The 22,144-nt window shown below is 40.9% G+C and carries 22 protein-coding genes and 2 tRNA genes; 20 read left to right on the forward strand and 4 right to left on the reverse strand.

Annotated features, from left to right (window positions below; translation table 11 throughout):
- The 16 genes from odhB (at window position 1) to M0M83_RS05750 (ending at window position 13,328) form a co-directional block, all read left to right on the forward strand.
- Window positions 1–1,212, forward strand: coding sequence for a 2-oxoglutarate dehydrogenase complex dihydrolipoyllysine-residue succinyltransferase (odhB, locus tag M0M83_RS05675; RefSeq protein ID WP_102138330.1), 1,212 nt, complete (start codon window positions 1–3; stop codon window positions 1,210–1,212).
- Between the two features lie 132 nt (window positions 1,213–1,344).
- Window positions 1,345–2,511: an ADP-forming succinate--CoA ligase subunit beta gene (sucC, locus tag M0M83_RS05680; protein WP_004909077.1), complete on the forward strand. Its 1,167-nt coding sequence runs from the start codon at window positions 1,345–1,347 to the stop codon at window positions 2,509–2,511.
- The gene (gene sucD, locus M0M83_RS05685) at window positions 2,511–3,383 is read left to right on the forward strand and encodes a succinate--CoA ligase subunit alpha (RefSeq protein WP_125895170.1); all 873 of its coding nucleotides are present in this window, start codon (window positions 2,511–2,513) and stop codon (window positions 3,381–3,383) included. Before sucC ends, sucD begins: the two co-directional genes overlap by 1 nt.
- Window positions 3,384–4,226: 843 nt before the next feature.
- Window positions 4,227–5,795, forward strand: a complete 1,569-nt coding sequence (gene cydA / locus M0M83_RS05690) for a cytochrome ubiquinol oxidase subunit I (protein ID WP_125895172.1) — start codon at window positions 4,227–4,229, stop codon at window positions 5,793–5,795.
- 13 nt (window positions 5,796–5,808) lie between these two features.
- A complete protein-coding gene (gene cydB / locus M0M83_RS05695) occupies window positions 5,809–6,948 on the forward strand; it encodes a cytochrome d ubiquinol oxidase subunit II (RefSeq protein WP_213913429.1) in 1,140 nt (379 codons plus the stop codon).
- Window positions 6,949–6,959: 11 nt separating this feature from the next.
- On the forward strand, window positions 6,960–7,073 hold the full coding sequence (gene cydX, locus M0M83_RS05700; RefSeq protein ID WP_004909083.1) for a cytochrome bd-I oxidase subunit CydX: 114 nt from the start codon (window positions 6,960–6,962) through the stop codon (window positions 7,071–7,073).
- A gap of 5 nt (window positions 7,074–7,078) precedes the next feature.
- On the forward strand, window positions 7,079–7,366 hold the full coding sequence (gene ybgE, locus M0M83_RS05705) for a cyd operon protein YbgE (RefSeq protein ID WP_004256791.1): 288 nt from the start codon (window positions 7,079–7,081) through the stop codon (window positions 7,364–7,366).
- Between the two features lie 134 nt (window positions 7,367–7,500).
- Window positions 7,501–7,896, forward strand: coding sequence for a tol-pal system-associated acyl-CoA thioesterase (ybgC, locus tag M0M83_RS05710; protein ID WP_004256789.1), 396 nt, complete (start codon window positions 7,501–7,503; stop codon window positions 7,894–7,896).
- Entirely contained in the window at window positions 7,893–8,576 is a 684-nt protein-coding gene (gene tolQ, locus M0M83_RS05715) for a Tol-Pal system protein TolQ (RefSeq protein ID WP_004256787.1), read from the forward strand. Before ybgC ends, tolQ begins: the two co-directional genes overlap by 4 nt.
- A gap of 17 nt (window positions 8,577–8,593) precedes the next feature.
- A complete protein-coding gene (gene tolR / locus M0M83_RS05720; protein WP_102138335.1) occupies window positions 8,594–9,016 on the forward strand; it encodes a colicin uptake protein TolR in 423 nt (140 codons plus the stop codon).
- A gap of 51 nt (window positions 9,017–9,067) precedes the next feature.
- Window positions 9,068–10,162 (forward strand): cell envelope integrity protein TolA, encoded by a 1,095-nt coding sequence (gene tolA / locus M0M83_RS05725; protein WP_213913430.1) that lies wholly within the window; start codon window positions 9,068–9,070, stop codon window positions 10,160–10,162.
- A 146-nt stretch (window positions 10,163–10,308) separates the two neighbouring features.
- Window positions 10,309–11,601 carry a Tol-Pal system beta propeller repeat protein TolB gene (gene tolB / locus M0M83_RS05730; RefSeq protein ID WP_248467820.1) on the forward strand — a complete coding sequence of 431 codons (1,293 nt, stop codon included), beginning with the start codon at window positions 10,309–10,311 and terminating at the stop codon, window positions 11,599–11,601.
- A gap of 44 nt (window positions 11,602–11,645) precedes the next feature.
- Entirely contained in the window at window positions 11,646–12,143 is a 498-nt protein-coding gene (gene pal, locus M0M83_RS05735) for a peptidoglycan-associated lipoprotein Pal (protein WP_047756402.1), read from the forward strand.
- 22 nt (window positions 12,144–12,165) lie between these two features.
- Window positions 12,166–12,948 carry a cell division protein CpoB gene (gene cpoB, locus M0M83_RS05740; protein ID WP_125895179.1) on the forward strand — a complete coding sequence of 261 codons (783 nt, stop codon included), beginning with the start codon at window positions 12,166–12,168 and terminating at the stop codon, window positions 12,946–12,948.
- Window positions 12,949–13,144: 196 nt separating this feature from the next.
- Window positions 13,145–13,220, forward strand: a tRNA-Lys gene (locus M0M83_RS05745).
- A gap of 32 nt (window positions 13,221–13,252) precedes the next feature.
- Window positions 13,253–13,328, forward strand: a tRNA-Lys gene (locus tag M0M83_RS05750).
- Between the two features lie 427 nt (window positions 13,329–13,755).
- Here the strand turns inward: M0M83_RS05750 and M0M83_RS05755 are convergent.
- The gene (locus tag M0M83_RS05755) at window positions 13,756–14,625 is read right to left on the reverse strand and encodes an aminoglycoside 6-adenylyltransferase (RefSeq protein ID WP_248467821.1); all 870 of its coding nucleotides are present in this window, start codon (window positions 14,623–14,625) and stop codon (window positions 13,756–13,758) included.
- A gap of 251 nt (window positions 14,626–14,876) precedes the next feature.
- Between M0M83_RS05755 and nadA the strand changes: the two genes are divergently transcribed.
- From nadA to M0M83_RS05775, 4 genes are all read left to right on the forward strand, one after another.
- Window positions 14,877–15,917, forward strand: coding sequence for a quinolinate synthase NadA (nadA, locus tag M0M83_RS05760; RefSeq protein WP_248467822.1), 1,041 nt, complete (start codon window positions 14,877–14,879; stop codon window positions 15,915–15,917).
- 66 nt (window positions 15,918–15,983) lie between these two features.
- Window positions 15,984–16,706 carry a nicotinamide riboside transporter PnuC gene (gene pnuC, locus M0M83_RS05765; protein ID WP_213913433.1) on the forward strand — a complete coding sequence of 241 codons (723 nt, stop codon included), beginning with the start codon at window positions 15,984–15,986 and terminating at the stop codon, window positions 16,704–16,706.
- Window positions 16,707–17,059: 353 nt separating this feature from the next.
- Window positions 17,060–18,115 (forward strand): 3-deoxy-7-phosphoheptulonate synthase AroG, encoded by a 1,056-nt coding sequence (gene aroG, locus M0M83_RS05770; protein WP_213913434.1) that lies wholly within the window; start codon window positions 17,060–17,062, stop codon window positions 18,113–18,115.
- A 202-nt stretch (window positions 18,116–18,317) separates the two neighbouring features.
- The gene (locus M0M83_RS05775) at window positions 18,318–19,262 is read left to right on the forward strand and encodes a hypothetical protein (protein WP_248467823.1); all 945 of its coding nucleotides are present in this window, start codon (window positions 18,318–18,320) and stop codon (window positions 19,260–19,262) included.
- A 47-nt stretch (window positions 19,263–19,309) separates the two neighbouring features.
- Here M0M83_RS05775 and M0M83_RS05780 read toward each other — a convergent pair whose 3' ends face one another.
- The 3 genes from M0M83_RS05780 to M0M83_RS05790 all read right to left on the reverse strand — a co-directional run bounded on the left by M0M83_RS05780 (window position 19,310) and on the right by M0M83_RS05790 (window position 21,977).
- Window positions 19,310–20,056 carry a hypothetical protein gene (locus tag M0M83_RS05780; protein ID WP_213913436.1) on the reverse strand — a complete coding sequence of 249 codons (747 nt, stop codon included), beginning with the start codon at window positions 20,054–20,056 and terminating at the stop codon, window positions 19,310–19,312.
- A gap of 160 nt (window positions 20,057–20,216) precedes the next feature.
- Entirely contained in the window at window positions 20,217–20,969 is a 753-nt protein-coding gene (gpmA, locus tag M0M83_RS05785) for a 2,3-diphosphoglycerate-dependent phosphoglycerate mutase (RefSeq protein ID WP_125893426.1), read from the reverse strand.
- A 177-nt stretch (window positions 20,970–21,146) separates the two neighbouring features.
- Window positions 21,147–21,977, reverse strand: coding sequence for a CPBP family intramembrane glutamic endopeptidase (locus M0M83_RS05790; RefSeq protein ID WP_125893424.1), 831 nt, complete (start codon window positions 21,975–21,977; stop codon window positions 21,147–21,149).
- Window positions 21,978–22,144: the final 167 nt, after the last annotated feature.

Genomic DNA, 22,144 nt, shown 5'->3' on the forward strand with positions numbered 1-22,144 from the left:
ATGAGTAGCGTAGAAATTCTTGTTCCCGATCTTCCTGAGTCCGTTGCAGATGCTACGGTTGCCACATGGCATAAAAAACCAGGTGACAGTGTTCAGCGTGACGAAGTACTGGTTGAGATCGAAACAGATAAAGTCGTATTAGAAGTTCCTGCAAGTGAAGCTGGTGTATTAGAAGCTATCGTTGAAGATGAAGGTGCAACGGTGTTGTCTAAGCAGTTACTGGGGCGCATTCGTTTAGGCGATAGCACAGGTATTCCTGCTGAAGTAAAAGAAGCACAAGAATCAACACCTGCCCAACGTCAAACTGCAAGCTTAGAAACAGAAAGCAACGATGCGCTGACGCCAGCTATTCGTCGTTTAATTGCTGAGCATGACTTAAACCCTGCAGATATCAAAGGTACGGGTGTTGGTGGTCGTTTAACGCGTGAAGATGTTGAAAAACATTTAGCTGCAAATAAATCTGCGGCGCCAGCGGCGAAAGCACCAGCGGCTCCACAAGCGCCTTTAGCACACCGTAGCGAAAAACGTGTTCCAATGACGCGTTTACGTAAACGTATTGCTGAGCGCCTGTTAGAAGCGAAAAACACCACTGCAATGTTGACGACCTTTAACGAAGTCAATATGCAACCAATCAAAGACTTACGTAAACAATATGGCGAAGTATTCGAAAAACGTCATGGTGTTCGTTTAGGCTTTATGTCTTTCTATGTGAAAGCTGCGGTTGAAGCACTGAAGCGCTACCCAGAAGTGAATGCTTCTATTGATGGCGATGATGTGGTTTACCATAACTATTTCGATATCAGCATTGCGGTTTCAACACCACGTGGTCTGGTAACGCCAGTTCTGCGTGATGTCGATGCAATGAGTATGGCGGATATCGAGAAAAAAATTAAAGAACTGGCTGTTAAAGGTCGTGACGGTAAATTAACTGTCGAAGACTTAAGTGGTGGTAACTTCACTATCACTAATGGTGGCGTATTCGGTTCTCTGATGTCTACACCTATCATTAACCCACCACAGAGCGCGATTTTAGGCATGCATGCCATTAAAGACCGCCCTATGGCTGTAAATGGTAAGGTAGAGATTCTTCCTATGATGTATTTAGCACTGTCTTACGACCACCGTTTAATCGATGGTAGTGAGTCAGTTGGCTTCTTAGTCGCTATCAAAGATATGCTGGAAGATCCAACTCGTTTACTGCTGGACGTATAGCAACATAACAGGGCAGGATACAACTTGCCCGGTCTGAAGTAACCGATGCAACCCGTTCGCGGGTTGCTAAATCAGTAACAATTGCAGGAGGCGAATAAACGCCTCTTCAGACTCAATTATGGATAGAACATCATGAATTTACACGAGTACCAGGCAAAACAGTTGTTTGCACGTTATGGGATGCCTGCACCGACAGGTTATGCCTGTTCATCAGTCGCTGAAACCGTCGATGCTGCTAAAAAAATTGGCGACGGCCCATGGGTAATTAAATGCCAAGTTCACGCAGGTGGACGCGGTAAAGCTGGCGGCGTAAAAGTCACTAGTGATATCAATGAAGTTAAAGCGTTTGCAGAACACTGGTTAGGTAAAAACTTAGTCACTTATCAAACAGATGCAAATGGCCAACCGGTTAACCAAATTTTGGTTGAAACGGCAACTGATATTGCGAAAGAACTCTATTTAGGTGCGGTTGTAGATCGTAGTACTCGTCGCGTTGTATTCATGGCATCTACCGAAGGTGGCGTGGAAATTGAGAAAGTCGCAGAAGAGACTCCAGAGTTAATTCACAAAGCGATTATCGACCCACTGACTGGCCCAATGCCTTTCCAAGGTCGTGAGTTAGCATTTAAATTAGGCTTAACTGGCAAACAAGTTAGCCAATTCGCGAAAATTTTCATGGGTCTGGCTACATTATTCTTAGAACGCGATTTAGCATTAGCGGAAATCAACCCATTGGTTATCAGTACTGCAGGTGATTTAGTTTGCTTAGATGGTAAATTAGGTATCGATAGCAACGCGTTATATCGTCAGCCAGAAATTCGTGAACTGCGTGATGAATCACAAGAAGATGCACGTGAAGCACAAGCTGCTCAGTGGGAACTGAATTACGTAGCATTAGACGGTAATATCGGTTGTATGGTTAACGGTGCGGGCCTTGCTATGGGTACTATGGACATCGTTAAACTACACGGTGGTGCACCGGCTAACTTCTTAGATGTTGGCGGCGGCGCAACAAAAGAGCGTGTAACTGAAGCATTTAAAATCATTCTTTCTGATGAAAACGTGAAAGCGGTTTTTGTTAACATCTTTGGTGGTATCGTTCGCTGCGACCTGATTGCAGACGGCATCATTGGTGCAGTTGAAGAAGTTGGCGTAAATGTACCAGTCGTTGTGCGTTTAGAAGGTAATAATGCAGAGTTAGGTGCTAAAAAACTGGCAGATAGCGGCTTGAACATTATCGCTGCAAACAGCCTGACAGATGCAGCTAAGAAAGCAGTAGCAGCAGCGGAGGCTAAATAATGTCTATTTTAATCGATAAAAACACTAAAGTAATTTGCCAAGGTTTCACTGGTGGTCAAGGTACATTCCATTCAGAACAAGCGATTGCTTATGGCACGCAAATGGTCGGTGGTGTAACACCAGGTAAAGGTGGCACTGTTCACTTAGGTTTACCTGTATTTAACACCGTTCGTGAAGCCGTAGAAGCTACGGGCGCAACAGCCTCTGTTATTTATGTTCCAGCACCATTTTGTAAAGATTCTATCTTAGAAGCTATTGATGCTGGCATCAAACTGATCATCACTATTACTGAAGGTATTCCAACACTGGATATGCTGACAGTTAAAGTGAAATTAGACGAAGCAGGCGTTCGTATGATTGGTCCTAACTGCCCAGGTGTTATCACGCCGGGTGAATGTAAAATTGGTATCCAACCAGGCCATATCCATATGCCAGGTAAAGTCGGTATCGTTTCACGTTCAGGTACGTTGACTTATGAAGCTGTTAAACAAACAACAGATGCAGGCTTAGGTCAATCAACTTGCGTAGGTATCGGTGGTGACCCAATTCCAGGTTCAAACTTCATTGATATTCTGAAGTTGTTCCAAGAGGATCCACAAACTGAAGCTATCGTGATGATCGGTGAAATCGGTGGTAACGCAGAAGAAGAAGCGGCTGATTATATTAAAAAGCATGTGACTAAGCCTGTTGTCGGTTATATTGCTGGTGTTACTGCACCAAAAGGCAAACGTATGGGCCACGCAGGTGCAATCATTGCAGGCGGTAAAGGGACTGCAGATGAGAAATTTGCTGCACTAGAAGCTGCTGGCGTGAAAACCGTTCGCAGCCTTGCAGACATCGGTGATGCAGTCAAATCACTGTTGAACAAATAAGTAATTCGCTAGGTAACTAGCAAGAGTAAGAGACGAAAGCCCGTGCTCAGTGAGCGCGGGTTTTTTTATCTCTTTAAAAAATTATCCAAATAATTTTTATAGGGTTATGCGGTTTTTTGAAAAGTATGCCTATACTTAAAAATACGTTCTATAGGCTTATATGAAGGCAAATAGATTATAAAAAGGCAATTTAGGTAAGCATGGGCGATGTTAATCGCACTTTATGCAAAAAAGAGAGAAATTGCGGCATATCAATATTTAAAATATTGTCGGTTATTCAATTTGGCCAATATAACAGTTTTGTTGAGAAAAACGGCTATATTAATAAAATTCATAATAAGTTTAAAATAAGATACTATTACAAATTAAATATTCTTTTTTCGAGTCGTTAATTCAATGATTATATTTTTTGTTAATCTTTAGAAAAATTAAGAACATTTATGTCATTATCAATAACAGCAATTTAACAAGTAAATAACCATTAATTGACTGACAGGTATAGCAATTAACAACAGGAAAAAAATTGACGCAAATCAATTCATTGCCTCTGGCTTTATTTGTTCAAATTGCTTAAATTGGTGCTCGATCAAATACTCGATTTTCTATTAAAGGGTATAATTATTGATGTAAATTCAGAATTCAAATCTGAATCACGTAAAAGAAGTTTATTGTGTGTGAAGATAAGCGTACTATTATTATAGTAACGTTTGTTCTTTTAATTTTGTTAATTTTTTGTTGTTTTGAGGCATTTTTTGCTGGTAGTTAAGAGGCTTTCTAAGTATTTAAAACTGGAAGCTGGGTTGCCGCAAGTCGGTGTCTTCCTGCTAGGAGCAAGGAGTCAAGATGTTTGATATTGTCGAACTGTCACGATTACAGTTTGCCTTAACTGCGATGTATCACTTCCTGTTCGTACCATTAACGCTAGGTATGGCGTTTTTGCTTGCGATCATGGAAACGGTATATGTACTGTCAGGCAAGCAAATTTATAAAGATATGACTAAGTTCTGGGGTAAGTTATTTGGTATTAACTTTGCTCTGGGTGTTGCAACGGGTCTGACCATGGAGTTCCAATTCGGTACTAACTGGTCTTACTACGCGCACTATGTTGGAGATATCTTCGGTGCACCTCTTGCAATCGAAGGTCTGATGGCGTTCTTCTTAGAATCAACGTTCGTCGGTTTATTCTTCTTTGGTTGGGATCGTTTAAGCAAAAAACAACACCTAGCTGTAACATGGTTAGTTGCTTTAGGTTCTAACTTCTCTGCTTTGTGGATCTTAGTTGCGAACGGTTGGATGCAAAACCCAATCGCTGCTGATTTCAACTTTGAAACAATGCGTATGGAAATGGTTAGCTTCTCAGAGCTAGTCTTAAACCCAGTTGCGCAGGTTAAGTTCGTCCACACAGTTGCTGCGGGTTATTGTACCGGTGCAATGTTTGTCCTTGGTATTAGCTCTTACTACCTACTTAAAGGTCGTGATGTTGCTTTTGCTAAACGTTCTTTTGCAATTGCTGCAAGCTTTGGTATTGCTGCCGTACTGTCTGTTATCGTTCTTGGTGATGAATCAGGTTACGAAATGGGGGACGTTCAAAAAACCAAATTGGCTGCTGTTGAAGCAGAGTGGGAAACCCATGCTCCACCAGCTGCGTTTAACTTAATCGCTTGGCCGGACACTGAAAAGCAAGAAAATAAATTTGCTATCTCGATTCCTTGGGCGATGGGTATTATTACAACCCGTTCAATCGATACGCCTGTATTAGGTCTGAAAGACTTAATGAAACAACACGAAGTTCGTATTCGTAACGGTATGATTGCATACGGTCAGTTACAAGAGCTTCTTGCAGGTAATAAAGACCCTGAACTGCGCTCAGCATTTGAAATAAACAAAAAAGATCTTGGATATGGTCTTCTGTTAAAACAATATGCACCAAATGTTGTTGATGCAACTGAAGCTCAAATCCAAAAAGCAGTGAAAGATAGTATTCCTAACGTTGGGCCTCTGTTCTGGGCATTCCGTATCATGGTTGGCGTTGGCCTCCTGTTACTATTGATTATTGGCTGGGCATTCCTGTCAGTAGTTCGTAACCGTATTGGTCAAAATAAACTGTTGCTACGTATTGCACTATTCGGTATTCCACTACCATGGATTGCAATTGAATCAGGTTGGTTTGTTGCAGAGTATGGTCGCCAGCCATGGGCAATCGGTGAAGTGTTACCTGTTTCGGTTGCACACTCCAACTTGACGACTCATGACCTGATCTTCTCTATGGTATTGATTTGTGGTCTGTACACACTGTTCTTAATTGCAGAAATGTTCTTAATGTTCAAATTCGCTCGTAAAGGGCCTAGTAGCCTGAAAACCGGTCGCTACCACTTTGAACAGAAAAACACTTCTACACACGACGTTCAGTAAATAGGAGCCACTTATGTTTGATTATGAAGTTCTTCGATTTGTGTGGTGGATCCTTATCGGTGTATTACTGATTGGGTTTGCTGTCACGGATGGCTTTGACATGGGCGTTGGCTTCTTATTACCTATTTTAGGTAAAACAGATACTGAACGCCGTATCATGATTAACGCCGTTGCACCGCACTGGGATGGTAACCAAGTTTGGTTAATCACAGCGGGTGGTGCGATGTTTGCTGCATGGCCTCAGGTTTATGCTGCATCATTCTCCGGTTTCTATATCGCGATGATTTTAGTGCTAGCAGCATTGTTCTTCCGTCCGGTTGGTTTCGATTACCGTTCAAAACTGGAGAACCAAAAATGGCGTAATATGTGGGACTGGGGTCTGTTTATTGGTGGTTTCGTTCCACCATTAGTTATCGGTGTTGCGTTTGGTAACCTGTTATTAGGTGTTCCACTGCAAATTGATAACCAACAGTATTTGACCTACACAGGTAACCTGTTTGGTCTGCTAAACCCATATGGCCTGTTGGCGGGTGTCGTTGGTTTAATGATGATTGTTACCCAAGGTGCAACTTATCTGCAAATGCGTACCACTGGCGAACTGTATCTACGTGTGCGTAAAGCAACCTATATCTGTGCGTTAGTCACATTGTTAACATTTGCGGGTGCGGGTGTTTGGTTAGTCATGGGCATTGATGGTTATGTTATCACTTCAACTATTGATACTATGGCTGTGTCAAACCCACTGAACAAAACAGTCGCTGTTGAATCAGGTGCTTGGTTGACTAATTTTAATACTTACCCAATCCTGTGGGCATTGCCTGCTCTGGGTGTAGGATTACCGTTAATCACAATGCTGTTTAGTAAAGCAGACAAAAATGGTTGGGCGTTTGTGAGTTCTTCATTAACTATCGCTTGTATCATTTTAACCTGTGGTGTAGCAATGTTCCCATTCATCATGCCTTCAAGCATTATGCCAAACGCAAGTTTGACCATGTGGGATGCAACATCTAGCTTGTTCACACTGCAAGTAATGACTGTTGTTGCTATTATCTTTGTACCAATCGTACTGGCATACACCGCATGGTGTTACTACAAAATGTTCGGTCGTTTGGACAAAAACTTCATCGAAGGCAACAAGCACTCACTGTATTAAGGAGCATAACTATGTGGTATTTCGCCTGGATCCTCGGCACGCTGTTAGCTTGTAGTTTTGCAGTGATTGCAGCATTAGCGTTAGAGCACTCTGAAGACTCTAAAGCCGCTAAAGATGGTGAGTAATAAAAATGCTGGTGGATAAAACCTATCAGCTATTGGATAAGGGGCCGATAAGGGCCCTTATCCTTATTTTAGCTTTAGTTACTGCAGGTGCAGTCATGTGGGATCCAACCCTATTTGCTGCAAAAACCAGTTCATTTCAAATATGGCAAGGGCTGTTGTTAATATGGGCAACGTGTACCGCGATGATTTTTGGTGTGGGTTTTAAACCTAAAAAAGTTATCTTTCGTGCAATTTTTCATCCATTGCCTGCTGCCATCATTCTTATTTGGGGACTTTTTCAGGTCTTTAGATAATTCTAATTGCTAATTATGGGTCAATGGACCCATAATTATTTTTGATATCTTTACTTTCAAAGTGATTCCAAACTGGCACTGTCTTGCGTATAGTGGCACCGTTAATTAATTTAACCTAAGACGGAGTGATTGTTATGTTATTTCGCTGGCCTGTTCGCGTGTATTATGAAGATACAGATGCGGGCGGTGTTGTTTATCATGCACGCTATTTAGCCTTTTTTGAGCGAGCAAGAACTGAGATGCTGCGAAATAAAGGTATCAATCAACAAAGTATGCTTGCTGAGAACCTTGGCTTTGTTGTGCGAAGCATGACAATTGATTTTGTTAAAGGGGCGAAGCTGGATGACCTGCTGGAAGTTGAAACACAAATTATTGAAATGAAACGTGCTTCACTCACTTTTCAGCAAAGGTTAGTTGATTCGCAAGGTAACCTGCTTTGTGGGGCTAATGCCCTTATTGCTTGTGTGGACACATCAAAAATGAAGCCGATTGCGCTTCCTAAGTCTATTGTCGCGGAGTTTAAACAGTGACTGACATGAATATCCTGGATTTATTCCTTAAAGCGAGCCTTTTGGTTCAGCTCATTATGTTCGTTTTGATCGGTTTTTCTATCGCATCATGGGCGATCATTATTCAAAGAACAAAAATTTTAAATGCGGCAACGCGAGAAGCGGAAGCATTTGAAGATAAGTTCTGGTCAGGTATCGAGCTATCGCGCTTATATAAAGAAAGCCAAGCTCGCCGTGATGAATTAAGTGGTGCCGAACAGATTTTCCACTCTGGTTTTAAAGAGTTCGTTCGTTTACACCAAGCGAATATTCATGCACCCGATGCGGTCGTAACAGGCGCTTCTCGTGCAATGCGTATTTCAATGAATCGTGAGCTTGAATCAGTTGAAGCGCACATCCCATTTTTAGGTACTGTAGGTTCAATTAGCCCATATATTGGTTTATTTGGTACCGTTTGGGGGATTATGCATGCGTTTATTGCATTGGGCGCGGTAAAACAAGCAACATTACAAATGGTTGCACCGGGTATTGCCGAAGCACTTATTGCAACCGCAATTGGCTTATTTGCAGCGATCCCTGCCGTTATGGCATTCAACCGTTTGAACTTACGTGTTAGCAAATTAGAGCAAAACTACGATAACTTTATGGAAGAGTTTTTGGCCATCTTGCATCGTCAAGCCTTCTCTGCTGATAAGAAATAAGACGGGGAGATAAGCGAATGGCGCGCACAAGTCGCAGACGTGAGCTGAAATCCGAAATCAACATAGTTCCATTACTGGACGTATTGTTGGTACTGTTGCTGATATTTATGGCAACAGCACCGATTATTTCTCAAAGTGTGGAAGTTGAGCTGCCGGATGCAACAGATACACAAACCGTATCATCAAGTGATAACCCACCGATTATTTTAGAAGTGTCGGGGGTTGGCCAATATAATATGCGTCTTGATGGTGAGGTTTTAGAATTGCTACCACCAGAGCAAATTGCGGCAGAGGCAAAATCTCAATTAGAGAAAAACCCCAAAGCAGTTTTCTTGATTGGTGGAGCAAAAGAAGTCCCTTATGAAGAAGTGATTAAGGCGCTGAATATATTACACAGCGCAGGGATAAAATCGGTTGGCTTGATGACTCAGCCTATTTAGGCTGGGTTATTGTCGTTTGAATAAGTCACAATTCTTTTTTTGGATACCAGAGTGGGAAAGACAAAAGAGAAAAAAGATAACTTAAATCGATCATTAGTGATGTCAATCGTATTGCACATCCTATTGATTGGGTTGATTGTTATAGGCTCTTTAGTTTCCGTCGTCAAACTTGGTGGTGGCGGGGAAGAGGGAACTGTCATCGATGCGGTGATGGTTGACCCGGGCGTGGTTGTTGAGCAATATGAAGAAATGCAAAGGCAGCAAAATAACGTCAGACAAGCGGCGAAAGAGCGCAAAGAGCAGGAACAAAAGCAAGAGGCTGAGCTCAGAGAGCAGCAAGAAAAGGAACAAAAGCGTCTTCAGCAACTTGAAGAAGAGCGTATAAAGACTGAACGGGCAACGGCAGAGCAACAAAAGCAAGCTGAAGAACAACAGAAAATAGCATTAGAAGCGGCTAAAAAAGCGAAGGAAGAGCAAAAAATAGCCGAAGAAGCTGCCGCGAAAGCGAAAGCAGAAAAAGAAAAATTAATTAAAGAGCAAGCCGCTGAAAAGGCGAAAGCTGAGGCACAAGCTCAGAAAGAAGCAGAAGCGGCGAAAGCCAAAGCCGAAAAAGAAGCCAAGGAAAAAGCAGAAAAGGACGCGAAAGTAAAAGCTGAGAAAGAAGCGAAAGCTAAAGCGGAAAAAGAAGCCAAAGAAAAAGCAGATAAAGAAGCGAAAGCCAAAGCGGCAAAAGCTAAGGCTGAGGCAGCAAAAAATGCCGCTTCCGTTGACGATTTACTCGGCGATTTAACTGCATCAGGCCCTAGCAAGCAAGGTGGCGAAGCTGCAGCTGGAAAAGGCGGCGGTAAAAAATCGGGCGCATCCAATGCGGATGTGGACAGCTATGCGGGCAAGGTAAAAGCGGCTATCCAAAGTAAGTTTTATGATTCGGATACTTTCCGTGGGCGTACTTGTGAACTTCAATTGAAGCTTGCACCTGATGGGCTATTAGTGAGTATTACACCAAAAAATAGTCCAGCTAATGACGCAGCGCTTTGTGATGCAGCAATCCGAGCAGCAAAACTTGCAACGATGCCTAAGCCACCTAGCAGAGAAGTCTATGATACATTTAATAAAGCAGGTAGCACAGTCGTGTTTAAGCCTTGATTTTCAATAACTCAGAGCAGTCTGTATTGATATTATTAAGGCAATAGCATAAATAGTTTGTGTGGTATCTAGTTTTGTTATTATACCTTTGTTAAAATTCAGCGAATTATTGCGGTAGTAAATAATCCGCAGTAAGGGAGATAAGAATGAAGCAGGCTTTTAAAGTAGTTTTAGGGTTCCTAATGCTATGGGCGACAGTGGCTCAGGCTGAAATACGTATTGAGATCACTGAAGGTGTTAACTCAGCTCAACCTATTGGTGTTGTGCCGTTTAAATGGTCAGGTGCTGGTGCGCCACCACAAGAAGTTGGCCAAATAGTGGGCGCTGATTTGCGTAATAGCGGGAAATTTAACCCTATCGAACCAAGCCGTATGCCTCAACAACCGGGTACCGCTTCTGAAGTGATCCCTGAAGCGTGGACTGCATTAGGTATTAATGCCGTTGTTGTAGGGCAGGTTCAGCCTGCAGCCGATGGTAGCTTTGTTGTTAGCTATCAGTTAGTCGATGTCGCAGCTAACCCAGGGGCTGTTTTATCTCAGAACCAATATAAAGTAACCAAAGAATGGTTACGCTATGCAGCGCATACTGCAAGTGACGAAGTCTTTGAAAAATTGACGGGTATTCGTGGCGCATTCCGTACACGTATTGCTTATATTGTTGTCAACAAAGGCGGTCAATACCCATATGAATTACGTGTTTCTGACTATGACGGTTTTAACCAGTTTACGGTTCACCGTTCACCAGAACCTTTGATGTCGCCAGCTTGGTCACCAGATGGTGAGAAACTGGCTTACGTTACATTTGAAAGCGGTAGTTCAGCACTTGTCATTCAAACCTTATCGACAGGAGCAGTTCGTCAGGTCGCATCATTCCCTCGTCACAATGGGGCACCTGCATTCTCTCCGGATGGGACTAAATTGGCATTTGCATTGTCTAAAACTGGCAGCTTGAACTTATATGTAATGGACTTAGCAAGTGGGCAGATTCGTCAGGTAACCGATGGTCGTAGTAACAATACGGAACCAAGTTGGATGCCAGATGGCCAAACTTTAGTCTATACTTCAGATCAGGCGGGACGTCCGCAGATTTATAAAATCAATATTAATGGTGGCAGCCCTGAGCGTGTATCCTGGGAAGGAACACAAAATCAGGATGCTGATGTTAGCCCGGATGGCACTTTCTTAGTGATGGTCAGCTCCGGCGGCGGTCAGCAACATGTCGCCAAACAAGATCTGGCAACGAACAACGTTGAGTTTTTAACGAAAACGTTCCTAGATGAAACGCCGAGTATCGCACCTAACGGCACTATGGTAATTTATAGCTCCTCTCAAGGCTTGGGGACTATATTGCAGCTAGTTTCGACCGACGGGCGTTTCAAAGCGCGTCTTCCGGCTACCGATGGACAGGTTAAATTCCCTGCCTGGTCGCCGTATCTGTGATGCATAATAATAATGTGTGGCAAAAAATATTAAGGATCAAAACGATGCAACTGAATAAAGTGCTTAAAGGGCTGATGATCGCGTTACCAATCATGGCAGTCGCAGCTTGTAGCTCTAACAAAAACAATGACCAAGATGGCGTAGATACTTCTACTAACCAAACTAACACTGGTCTGTCTGCGGAAGAGCTGGCACGTCAGCAAATGGAACAGCTGCAACAAAACAACACTGTTTACTTTGGTTTTGACAAATACAACGTATCTCCAGAGTACGCTGACATGTTAGATGCGCACGCAGCATTCCTGCGTAGCAACCCATCTGTACGTGTTGTTGTTGAAGGTCATGCGGATGAGCGTGGTACTCCAGAATACAACATCGCGCTGGGCGAGCGTCGTGCTAATGCAGTTAAAATGTACCTGCAAAGCAAAGGTGTTTCTGGTGACCAAGTTTCACTGGTTTCTTACGGTAAAGAAAAACCAGCTGTGTTAGGTCACACTGAAGCAGACTACGCGAAAAACCGTCGTGCAGTCATTGCATACTAATAGATAAGCGAAATTATCTATTATGAACAGTAACTTCAGACACTTACTAGTCGGTCTGTCGTTATTGGTTGGCGTAGCGGCCCCTTGGGCCGCTATTGCCCAAGCGCCAATCAACAATGTCGGATCTGGTTCAACAACAGACCGCCTTACCCAACTTGAGACAGCAGTTAGCTCTCAAGGTCAAATTCTGTATCAAATCCAACAGCAACTCGCTGACAACCAACGCGACATCGATATGTTGCGCGGTCAGATTCAAGAAAGTGAATACAAATTGAATCAAGTCATTGAGCGTCAGAAAGATTTATACATGCAATTAGACAATGCAGGTGGTGGTAACTCAGCAGCTTCAGGCGATACAACAACGACTGGAACGAATGCATCGTCTTCCTCAACAACACCTGCGGCAGCGGCCAATACGGGTGGGAATGAGAAAGATGATTACAATGCCGCAGTCAAACTAGCTATGGAAAGCAAATCCAAAGCTCAAATTGACCAAGCAATAGGGGCATTACAAGGTTTTATTAAAGCCTACCCTAAGTCTGGGTATCAATCTAACGCCAATTATTGGTTGGGGCAGTTAAACTACAACAAAGGTAGCAAAGACGATGCTGCTTTTTATTTCGCCACTGTAGTTAAGCAATATCCTAAATCCCAAAAAAGCAGCGAAGCCTTATATAAAGTTGGGCTGATCATGCAAGATAAAGGACAAAAAGATAAAGCGAAAGCTGTTTACCAACAGGTATTGAAACAATATCCAAACAGTGCTGGTTCAAAATTAGCCGAAAAAAAACTGAGTACACTTTAATTTATAGCCCCGAAGCAATATTACCGAATATTTCGGGGTTATCAGTATGATAAGTGCGCATTTAAACTTTTTTTTAAAAAAAATCGTTGCACCCTCGTCAGAAATCAGTAATATAGGCCGCCGTTGAGACGAGAATGTAGTTAGCCAAAAATCTCGAGATACAGAAAGAAATTTAGTTAGAAATATTGTTTTAGATGGGTCGTTAGCTCAGTCGGTAGAGCAGTTGACTTTTAATCAATTGGTCGCAGGTTCGAATCCTGCACGACCCACCATCTAAACAATACAAAATCAGAAATTTCAAGATGGGTCGTTAGCTCAGTCGGTAGAGCAGTTGACTTTTAATCAATTGGTCGCAGGTTCGAATCCTGCACGACCCACCATCTCAAAGTCGTAAATTCGAATACACCCCTAATCAAGTAAGCACTCAGTCGCTAAGCCATGCCTCGACAAGCTGGTTGCAGGTTCAGCCCGTAAGGTAAATCCGAAGGATTTAAATCCTGCACGACCCACCATCTTAAGCCATTCCCAAACAAAGAATCCAAATCAATAATCACCTAAGTAAGCACTCAGTCGCTAAGCCATACCTCGACAAGCTGGTTGCAGGTTCAGCCCGTAGGGTAAATTCGAAGGATTTAAATCCTGCACGACCCACCATCTTAAAATATCTAAAAAATAAACGGACTGAAGAACCTAACGTCTATATTGGCGTAGAGCACGGACGAAAAAAGCGTGTTTAGGTTGAAGGGAATTAAAATACATATGTAACTAAAAACACAGCACTCCTTTGCTGTATTTTAAATGGATCACTTAAAATATTTCAGGTATTAATCCATTGTCCTGCAAAATACCAATAAGTAATTCTTGCATATTCTCTGCCATCGCCTGCATGTTATCGAAGCCTTGAAGGCTAGCGACCTCGGTAGTGGCCTCATTAAAGTAACGCATTAAGCATTGAAGAGACAGTGCGGCACTTTGTGCGGTTGCACAATTAAAGATAATTTCTAGCGCTTCGATATATTTCTTAGGCATCCATTCATGGTAGTTACGTCCTTTATACCAAACATCATTATTTTGCATGGCGACTAGACGCTCTATCATGGTCAAAAAATACTGTTTCATATCAGCACTTCTTGACCATGCGACCCATAATTCATCTCGAGTTAAAGCTACCGTGACCTGATGAGCTTCATGCCAAAAGTCAGAGACAACTTCAGTAAATTGCTCCGCAGTGAATTGAGGTGGTGTGAGTACTTGTTGATTAATACTTTCAGGTAAGTTTTCGGTGATCCCTGTTTTATCGAGTAATACAGCAAAACCACGAGAAAAAGTGGCATCTAAACCTTCCTGCTTCATCTTAGATAATCGCTCAGGTTCAGCAAAAGTAAAATCTACTTTACGACCCTCTTTAAAAATGACCAAACAGGTTGGCCAATCAGGCGCATCTTCTTCAAGATTTAGCAAATGAAGAGCAACTAAAGGTTCACCAAACTGATTAATCCAAGACTTCTGCTTAAATATTTCAGTTGTACCATGGCCAATCAATTCAATATCAATATCTGAATAGCTATCAGCGTCTTGTTCCCGAGCGCGAGACCCCGTCAATATGACCGCTTCAATTCTTGGATCGAGTAATGAAATAGAGATAATTTTATTTATTAAAGATGCAGGTGATTCCATAACTGGCCTATTAAGTATAACAATGGCTGCTACGATACCGATAAAGGCATATAAAAGCGAAGGTTTAAACGTAAAAAGTGTAAGAAAGCCGAAATATGAGCTCAAAAGGTCATTCGATAGGTAAAAAGAAAGGAGACTTATTAAGCTAAGTGGGGTATCTTGTTTAGTATATAAAACAAAATGTGCGTAAACTTGCGGTTTTAAACTTATATAAGGTGATAAAATCGCTTTTTGCTAAACAGAGGCAACCAATGAGCGTGTTTATCGATTTTGACCAGTCAGTTTATCCATTCCCAGCAAAACCAGCACGATTAAGCTCGGATGAAAGCGCTTTTTATCGGCAGAAGATTAAGTCGCTTTTGGTTGAGAAAAATGCGGTAATCGTTGCACACTACTATACCGACCCTGAAATTCAAGCATTAGCTGAAGAAACGGGAGGCTGCGTTGCAGACTCTCTGGAAATGGCGCGTTTTGGGGCTAAACATTCAGCATCTACATTAGTTGTTGCTGGAGTGAAATTTATGGGCGAAACCGCAAAAATTCTCAGCCCAGAAAAGCAAGTATTAATGCCAACATTAGAAGCCCAATGTTCTCTGGATATAGGCTGTCCTGAAGAGGCGTTTATTCGTTTTTGTGATGAGCACCCTGATAGGACTGTTGTGGTGTATGCGAATACATCAGCAGCAGTAAAAGCGCGGGCTGATTGGGTAGTGACATCCAGTATTGCTGTTGAGTTAATCGAGCACCTTGACAGCTTGGGTGAAAAAATCATTTGGGCACCAGACCGTCATCTTGGGCGTTATGTTCAACAGCAAACAGGTGCTGATATTCTTTGTTGGGAAGGGGCTTGTATTGTTCATGATGAGTTTAAAACCCAATCATTAGAAAAAATGAAAGCGTTGTACCCCGAAGCTGCGGTATTGGTTCACCCTGAGTCACCACAAGCGATTGTCGACCTTGCGGATGCGGTGGGTTCTACAAGCCAGTTAATTAAAGCCGCACAAAATTTACCTAACCCATCGATGATAGTGGCGACGGATAAAGGTATTTTTTACAAAATGCAGCAAGCTTGCCCGGAGAAGACGCTTTACATCGCTCCGACAGCGGGTGAGGGCGCAACATGTCGAACTTGTGCACATTGCCCTTGGATGGCAATGAATGGCTTAAAAGCGATTGCTGAAGCTTTAGAAGGGAGTGCCCAAGGCCACCAAATTCAAGTTAGTGAAATATTACGAGAAAAAGCATTACGGCCATTAAATAAGATGCTAGATTTCGCAGAGAGTCTAAAATAATAAAATACCCTTTAAATGAAGTACTGAGCAATACAAGATTAACGATCACTTATAAAGGATTTTGGGATGGATTTCTTTAGTACAGCCAATACGTTAGTGCAGATCCCACTCTGGGGTTCAGTTTATGATTTGTCTTACATTGAAGCGGTGGGGACGGTTGCTGGTTTACTTTGTATTTTGCTTGCTAGCTTAGAAAAAACGATTAATTACCTGTTTGGGCTAATTAATGTTTCTCTCTTCGCAGTTATTTTTTTTCAAATTCAGCTGTATGCAAACTTATTGCTACAAATATTTTTCTTCGTTGCCAATATCTATGGTTGGTATGCATGGAGCAGAGTCTCCAGTTCGCAACAAGCAGAGCTAAAAATTCGTTGGTTAAGCTTACCAAAGGCCGCTATCACACTCGTTATTTCAGTCATCGCTATTATTTATCTGACATTTAATATTGATGCGGTATTTGGTGTGCTGGCGAGATGGGCTGTCGAGTTATTAAACCTATTTGGTGCCAACCTTGCGATGCCTACGATAGAACCTGACGCATTCCCATTCTGGGATTCAGCAATGACCATTCTTTCTGTTGTCGCAATGATTTTAATGACGCGTAAGTATGTTGAAAACTGGTTATTGTGGGTCATTATTAACGTCATCAGTATTGTGATTTTCTTTATTCAAGGCGTTTATGCCATGTCATTAGAATACTTAATTTTATTAGGTATCGCCCTAAATGGCTCTAGACTTTGGATAAAATCAGCAAAAGAAAACGGCTCTTTGCCTATTTCCCGTACTTAGAGAGAAAAAATCGACTAAAACAGCGAAAGTGACATTATCGTCATTTAGCTGTTTTAGCTATTATTTGCTCTGTAAAATGCTATTCTTGCTGACTTATTGTGCTGAATTTCAACATTTCACCTCATTTTATAATTGGCGACTAATAAACTCCTGGTTTTATCGTGCGCTTGGCTGTTTACAGATGTCTGTTGAACGGTTAGATTAAAATTTCGATGCTAATTATCTTTTATCCTTTGGGTACAGCGAAGAAACTCAGCTGTCTACTCTGCGCTTTGTTCGAGCGAAACTAACGTGGATAAATTTGGCATGTAAATCAACTACAGTAAAAAATAATAAACATTGGATATACGGGTATGAATTATCAGAACGATGACGTCAGAATAAAACAAATTAAAGAATTATTACCACCAATTGCTCTGCTCGAAAAATTTCCAGCAACCGACAAAGCTGCGTTTACCGTTCATGAAGCACGCCTGGCAATCCACAATATTTTAGCCGGTAAAGATGACCGTTTAGTGGTCGTCATTGGCCCTTGTTCAATTCATGATACTAAAGCGGCTTTAGAATATGCTGAGCGCTTGGGTAAATTACGTGAGGAATTAAAAGGCTCATTGGAAATCGTGATGCGGGTGTATTTTGAAAAGCCGCGCACAACAGTAGGCTGGAAAGGGCTAATTAATGATCCTAAAATGGATTGTAGCTTTGATATTAACGAAGGTTTACGTATTGCTCGTGAATTATTGCTGACAATCAATAACCAAGGCTTACCAACTGCGGGTGAGTTCTTAGATGTCATCAGCCCACAATACGTGGCAGATTTGATGAGTTGGGGGGCAATCGGTGCTCGAACCACTGAATCACAAATTCACCGTGAGCTAGCGTCTGGTTTATCTTGCCCTGTTGGTTTTAAAAATGGTACAGATGGCACAATTAAAATTGCCATTGATGCAATTAACTCTGCGCGTTCAGCCCACTGTTTCTTGTCAGTGACCAAGTGGGGACACTCTGCGATAGTGAACACCAGCGGAAACCCAGATTGCCATATTATTTTACGTGGTGGTAAAGAACCAAATTACAGTGCTAAGCACGTGAAAGAAGTCCGTGAAGGGCTAGAGAAAGCAGGGCTTGTGCCTAGCATCATGATTGATTTTAGCCATGCGAATAGCTGTAAAAAATTCGAAAAACAAATGGAAGTAGCAACGGATGTTAGCGAGCAAATTAGCCAAGGCGACCGCTCGATTACAGGAATTATGATTGAAAGTAATCTTATTGAAGGTAACCAAAACCTCGAATCTGATGAGCCACTCGTTTACGGTAAAAGCGTGACGGATGCGTGTATTGGTTGGAGTGATACTGAAAAAGTATTACGTCAATTATCGGATGCAGTAATTGCCCGCCGTAATAAATAATTTAATAATAATAAATATATCAAGCCAGATATTTTAATATCTGGCTTTTTTTATATATATACAGCACGATGGAGTTTTATATTTTTTATTATACAAAAAATAAATTAGTTTTTTATTCTAAGCTGCATTATTATTTTTTTGTCATTTTTATTAATGGTATTCTTTAAAGTTAGTTAAGTTTTAATATAAAGGAGTATATAAAATGGTATTAACTGATAAATCAAGAATTAATTATGAAATCAATCTTAGAGTACTTTCTGCTAAGCTGAAGAAAGATGCTGAAATAATGCAAGAAAGTATTATGAACGCTAGGGAAGAGCTAGAGGAAGACACGAAAAAACTGATTAATGATTTGGATGTTAGCATTGCAGCTGGCTGGGGAAGTGAGAAAGATAGAATAGATTCATTTAAATATGCTGATTCGTTAAATGAATATCTAAACAAAAGAGCTAGTGAATATAAGGATAATATTAAGTTATCTGAGTTAATAGATGAGTACATTGAAAACCCAGATAAAAGAACGGCTATCTTAGCGAAAATCCGTCCTCTTGCGGAAAAGGTGAGTCAATTAAATGATGCATCCATTTTGTCTCGAAATGATTATCCAACAATGGATTCAGCAATTTGGTACGACTTGAAAGCAAATATCTCTAGACCTAGATTAAATAATGATTTCAAGTATGAAGTTGAAAACATATTTAATTTAATGAATGCAGAAATAGATTACAATAACGATTATATTTCTAATAATATTTATAGCTATATGGAGGATATTCGATATATTCGTGAAGGGATTTCTCGTATGGAGGCATCTATTTTAGAGTATGAGGCAGATTATGCAGCGGCGGAGAATTTATTTCACAGTGTTGAATATTATAATGATTTCATATCAAGTTTAAAAAATGAAGTTAAAGAAAATAAAAGAATAGTTTCTATTATTAATGAAGCTATTAAAGAATATGGAGTTGAAAATCCAAATAGTACAATTCATTTAAGTGGGAACAGTGGTTTTTCTCCAGTGGATATTTTAGGGGAATGGACCGTTTCATTCATCGATAACAACTTTATTAGTATAGGATCTCCAAGTGAAGTGAATATTATTAACCTTACTCCACCTGCACTGCCTAGTATACCTTACGCATATTAATCATAATGGCTGCAGGCTTGTAAGCCAGCAGCCATTTTATCAACCAGTTACTGATTTTGGGGAATTTGGCGAAGGAAGGTATCCAATTTTGTTTTTTCTTCCGGTGTTGCATTCGCTGGTGTTGCCGTTAATTGTAGTACTCCATTATCGGTCTGAACATCAAAGTGTACTTTACCTTTCTCGCCTTTAACATATTTCACCTCTTTTAATGGAATACGATAGCAGTAGGCAAAAATATTTGGGCGAATATAGAAATAGGAATCTTTAGTCGCTAAATAGACACCATCACTCGCTTTTTTGCCAAAGTAACCAAGGAAAATGGTGAAAACAAAGAGGAACATCCCCAAACTTTGGCTCAATATAATAAAAGTGACACTGATTAAACCAAGTGCAACGACTAAAATACGGTTATTGCGTTTGTTAAACTCAACGCGTTGGTCAAATTGAACATTTAAAGAGGTATCAAATTGGGTTAACTGGTGATAACGCCAACGGATCGCAGAGAAAATCATGCCCATGGTAAACACAATGGTGATTGGCATTAATGCGAGGCTACTTAATACGGCAAGAACAATGGATAACCTAGGTTTATAAGTCATCACCATCATACTAATAATTTGTACTGGAAAACTGACACAAGCAATGATCATTAAGGTTTTCATCAGTTCGGCATTAGCAGCACCATTTGAACCATCAACGACGAGTTCACCGCCTTGGATCATATATAACAGAGAACCTAATATACTGGCACTAAGTACAAGACCAACCCAAACATACATATTAAATTTATTCATTTTACTGTTTTATCAACCTTTCAATCTGTTTTCCCTATGATAATCGGTTATTGTGATTTCTTACACCTTGAGTTAATGAATTTTGTGGGAAAGGAAGATAATCATAACAAAAAAGGGCTAAGCTTTCGCTTAACCCTCTATTGATAATAACCGTAAGTGCTTACTTCGCTTTACCTTGGTTTGCTACAGCAGCTTGTTTAGCTGCGATTTCATCTTGGTTACCTAAATAGTAACGTTTGATTGGTTTCATGTTTTCATCGAATTCATAAACCATTGGAACCGCAGTTGGGATATTCAGGTTTAGAATTTCATCTTCACCCATGTTATCTAAATATTTAACTAAGGCGCGTAAAGAGTTACCGTGAGCTGCAATGATGACTTTTTCACCGCTAGCAACGCGAGGTTTAATCACTTCTTCCCAATAAGGGATAACACGTTCGATCGTAGTTGCTAAGCTTTCAGTGACAGGTAGCTCTTTTTCTGACAGTTTCGCATAGCGAGGGTCATGGCCAGGGAAACGCTCATCATCTTTAGTCAATTCAGGAGGGGTGATGGCAAAACCACGACGCCATAATTTAACTTGTTCGTCACCGTATTTTGCCGCAGTTTCTGATTTGTCCAAACCTTGCAGTGCACCGTAATGGCGTTCATTCAGTTTCCAGCTTTTTTCAACAGGCAACCATTGTTGTTCAACTTGATCAAGGATATTCCATAAAGTATGGATAGCGCGTTTCAGAACGGAAGTGTAAGCAAAATCAAAAACAAAACCTTCGTCTTTTAGCAGTTGGCCTGCAATTTTTGCTTCTTCGCGGCCTTTATCAGACAGTTCTACATCAGTCCAACCGGTGAAGCGGTTCTCTTTGTTCCACTCACTTTCACCGTGTCTTACTAAAACCAGTTTAGTTACAGCCATAGCTAAAACTCCTATCAGTACACTCAAATTAAAAATGAATTATTGCTGACCTACATTATAGGGATAGTCAACTCGAACGCCAGTAGCAACTTACGTTTTATCTAAACCAAATCAAAAAAGTCACGATCAAAGAAACTTTCATGTGAAACTCAGTTTAAAATTCGTTGACTTGCCTTTTTATTGACTCATCACCATTTTTACAGGATAAGTAAAAAATAACAGATGCCCCAAATTTAACCCGAAGTGAATCGATACAGCAAGCCATAATTTACCGCTCCACATCCAAGCTAGGCCATAAATCAAACCCGCTAACGTAGCGAAAAGAATTAGCAACGGCCCACCTGCAAAATGCACGGCGCCAAATAATAGCGAAGCAATCACTAATGCGAGGTATGGGGATTTAAACCAAAGGGTTAAACGTTGCTGAAAATAACCTCGAAATAGTGCTTCTTCAGCTAATGAAACAAAAAATAGATTACAGAGCACAAAAGCAGGTAACCAACTTGGAAAATGCCATTCAAAGGCTAATCCACCGGCGGCTGTCGCAATCAGTAATAAAAGTGGCACAGAAACAACCAGCAGAGCCCACTGAACTTTAGTTGCATGTTTGGCTGGCCGGCAAACAAATAATGTGGGTAAGCAGGCGAGTAAAATAAAAGGAACCAGTGCTTTATCAAAATTAAAATACATTGTGAAAGGAGCACTATGTTCCCCTACGGTAACTTTATCGAGATATCTCAGGTTATTAAACCCAGGGAATAAGTGAATAAATAACCCAATCGTACATGTTAGTAAGGTGATTTCACTGATAATTTTGATGGATAGATAGTGTTGGAAACGCAAACGAATAATGGCAATTATTGTAATACAAATCAATAACAGAATTGCTTGCCAATCAATAAGCTGTGTAAGTGCTGCGGTAATAATTGTGCATACGAGTAAAAAAAGTGCAATTAAACGATGTGTTGCAAGCGCTGTGAGTGAAGAGGCTAACATTAACCAAGCCATAAAAATACCCATTAAGATGTCTAAATTATTAGAAGGGGCGCAGTGTAATGGTTTTGTGTGAACTTTCTAATTTAAAATAATCAAAAAAATGACAAATTAAATAAAATCAATTAATTGTAAACATGTGATTTCGTCGCTATCTATTAAACAGTAGATTGAATTTGCCA

The sequence above is a fragment of the Providencia rettgeri genome, assembly GCF_023205015.1.
GTDB lineage: Bacteria > Pseudomonadota > Gammaproteobacteria > Enterobacterales > Enterobacteriaceae > Providencia > Providencia rettgeri_E.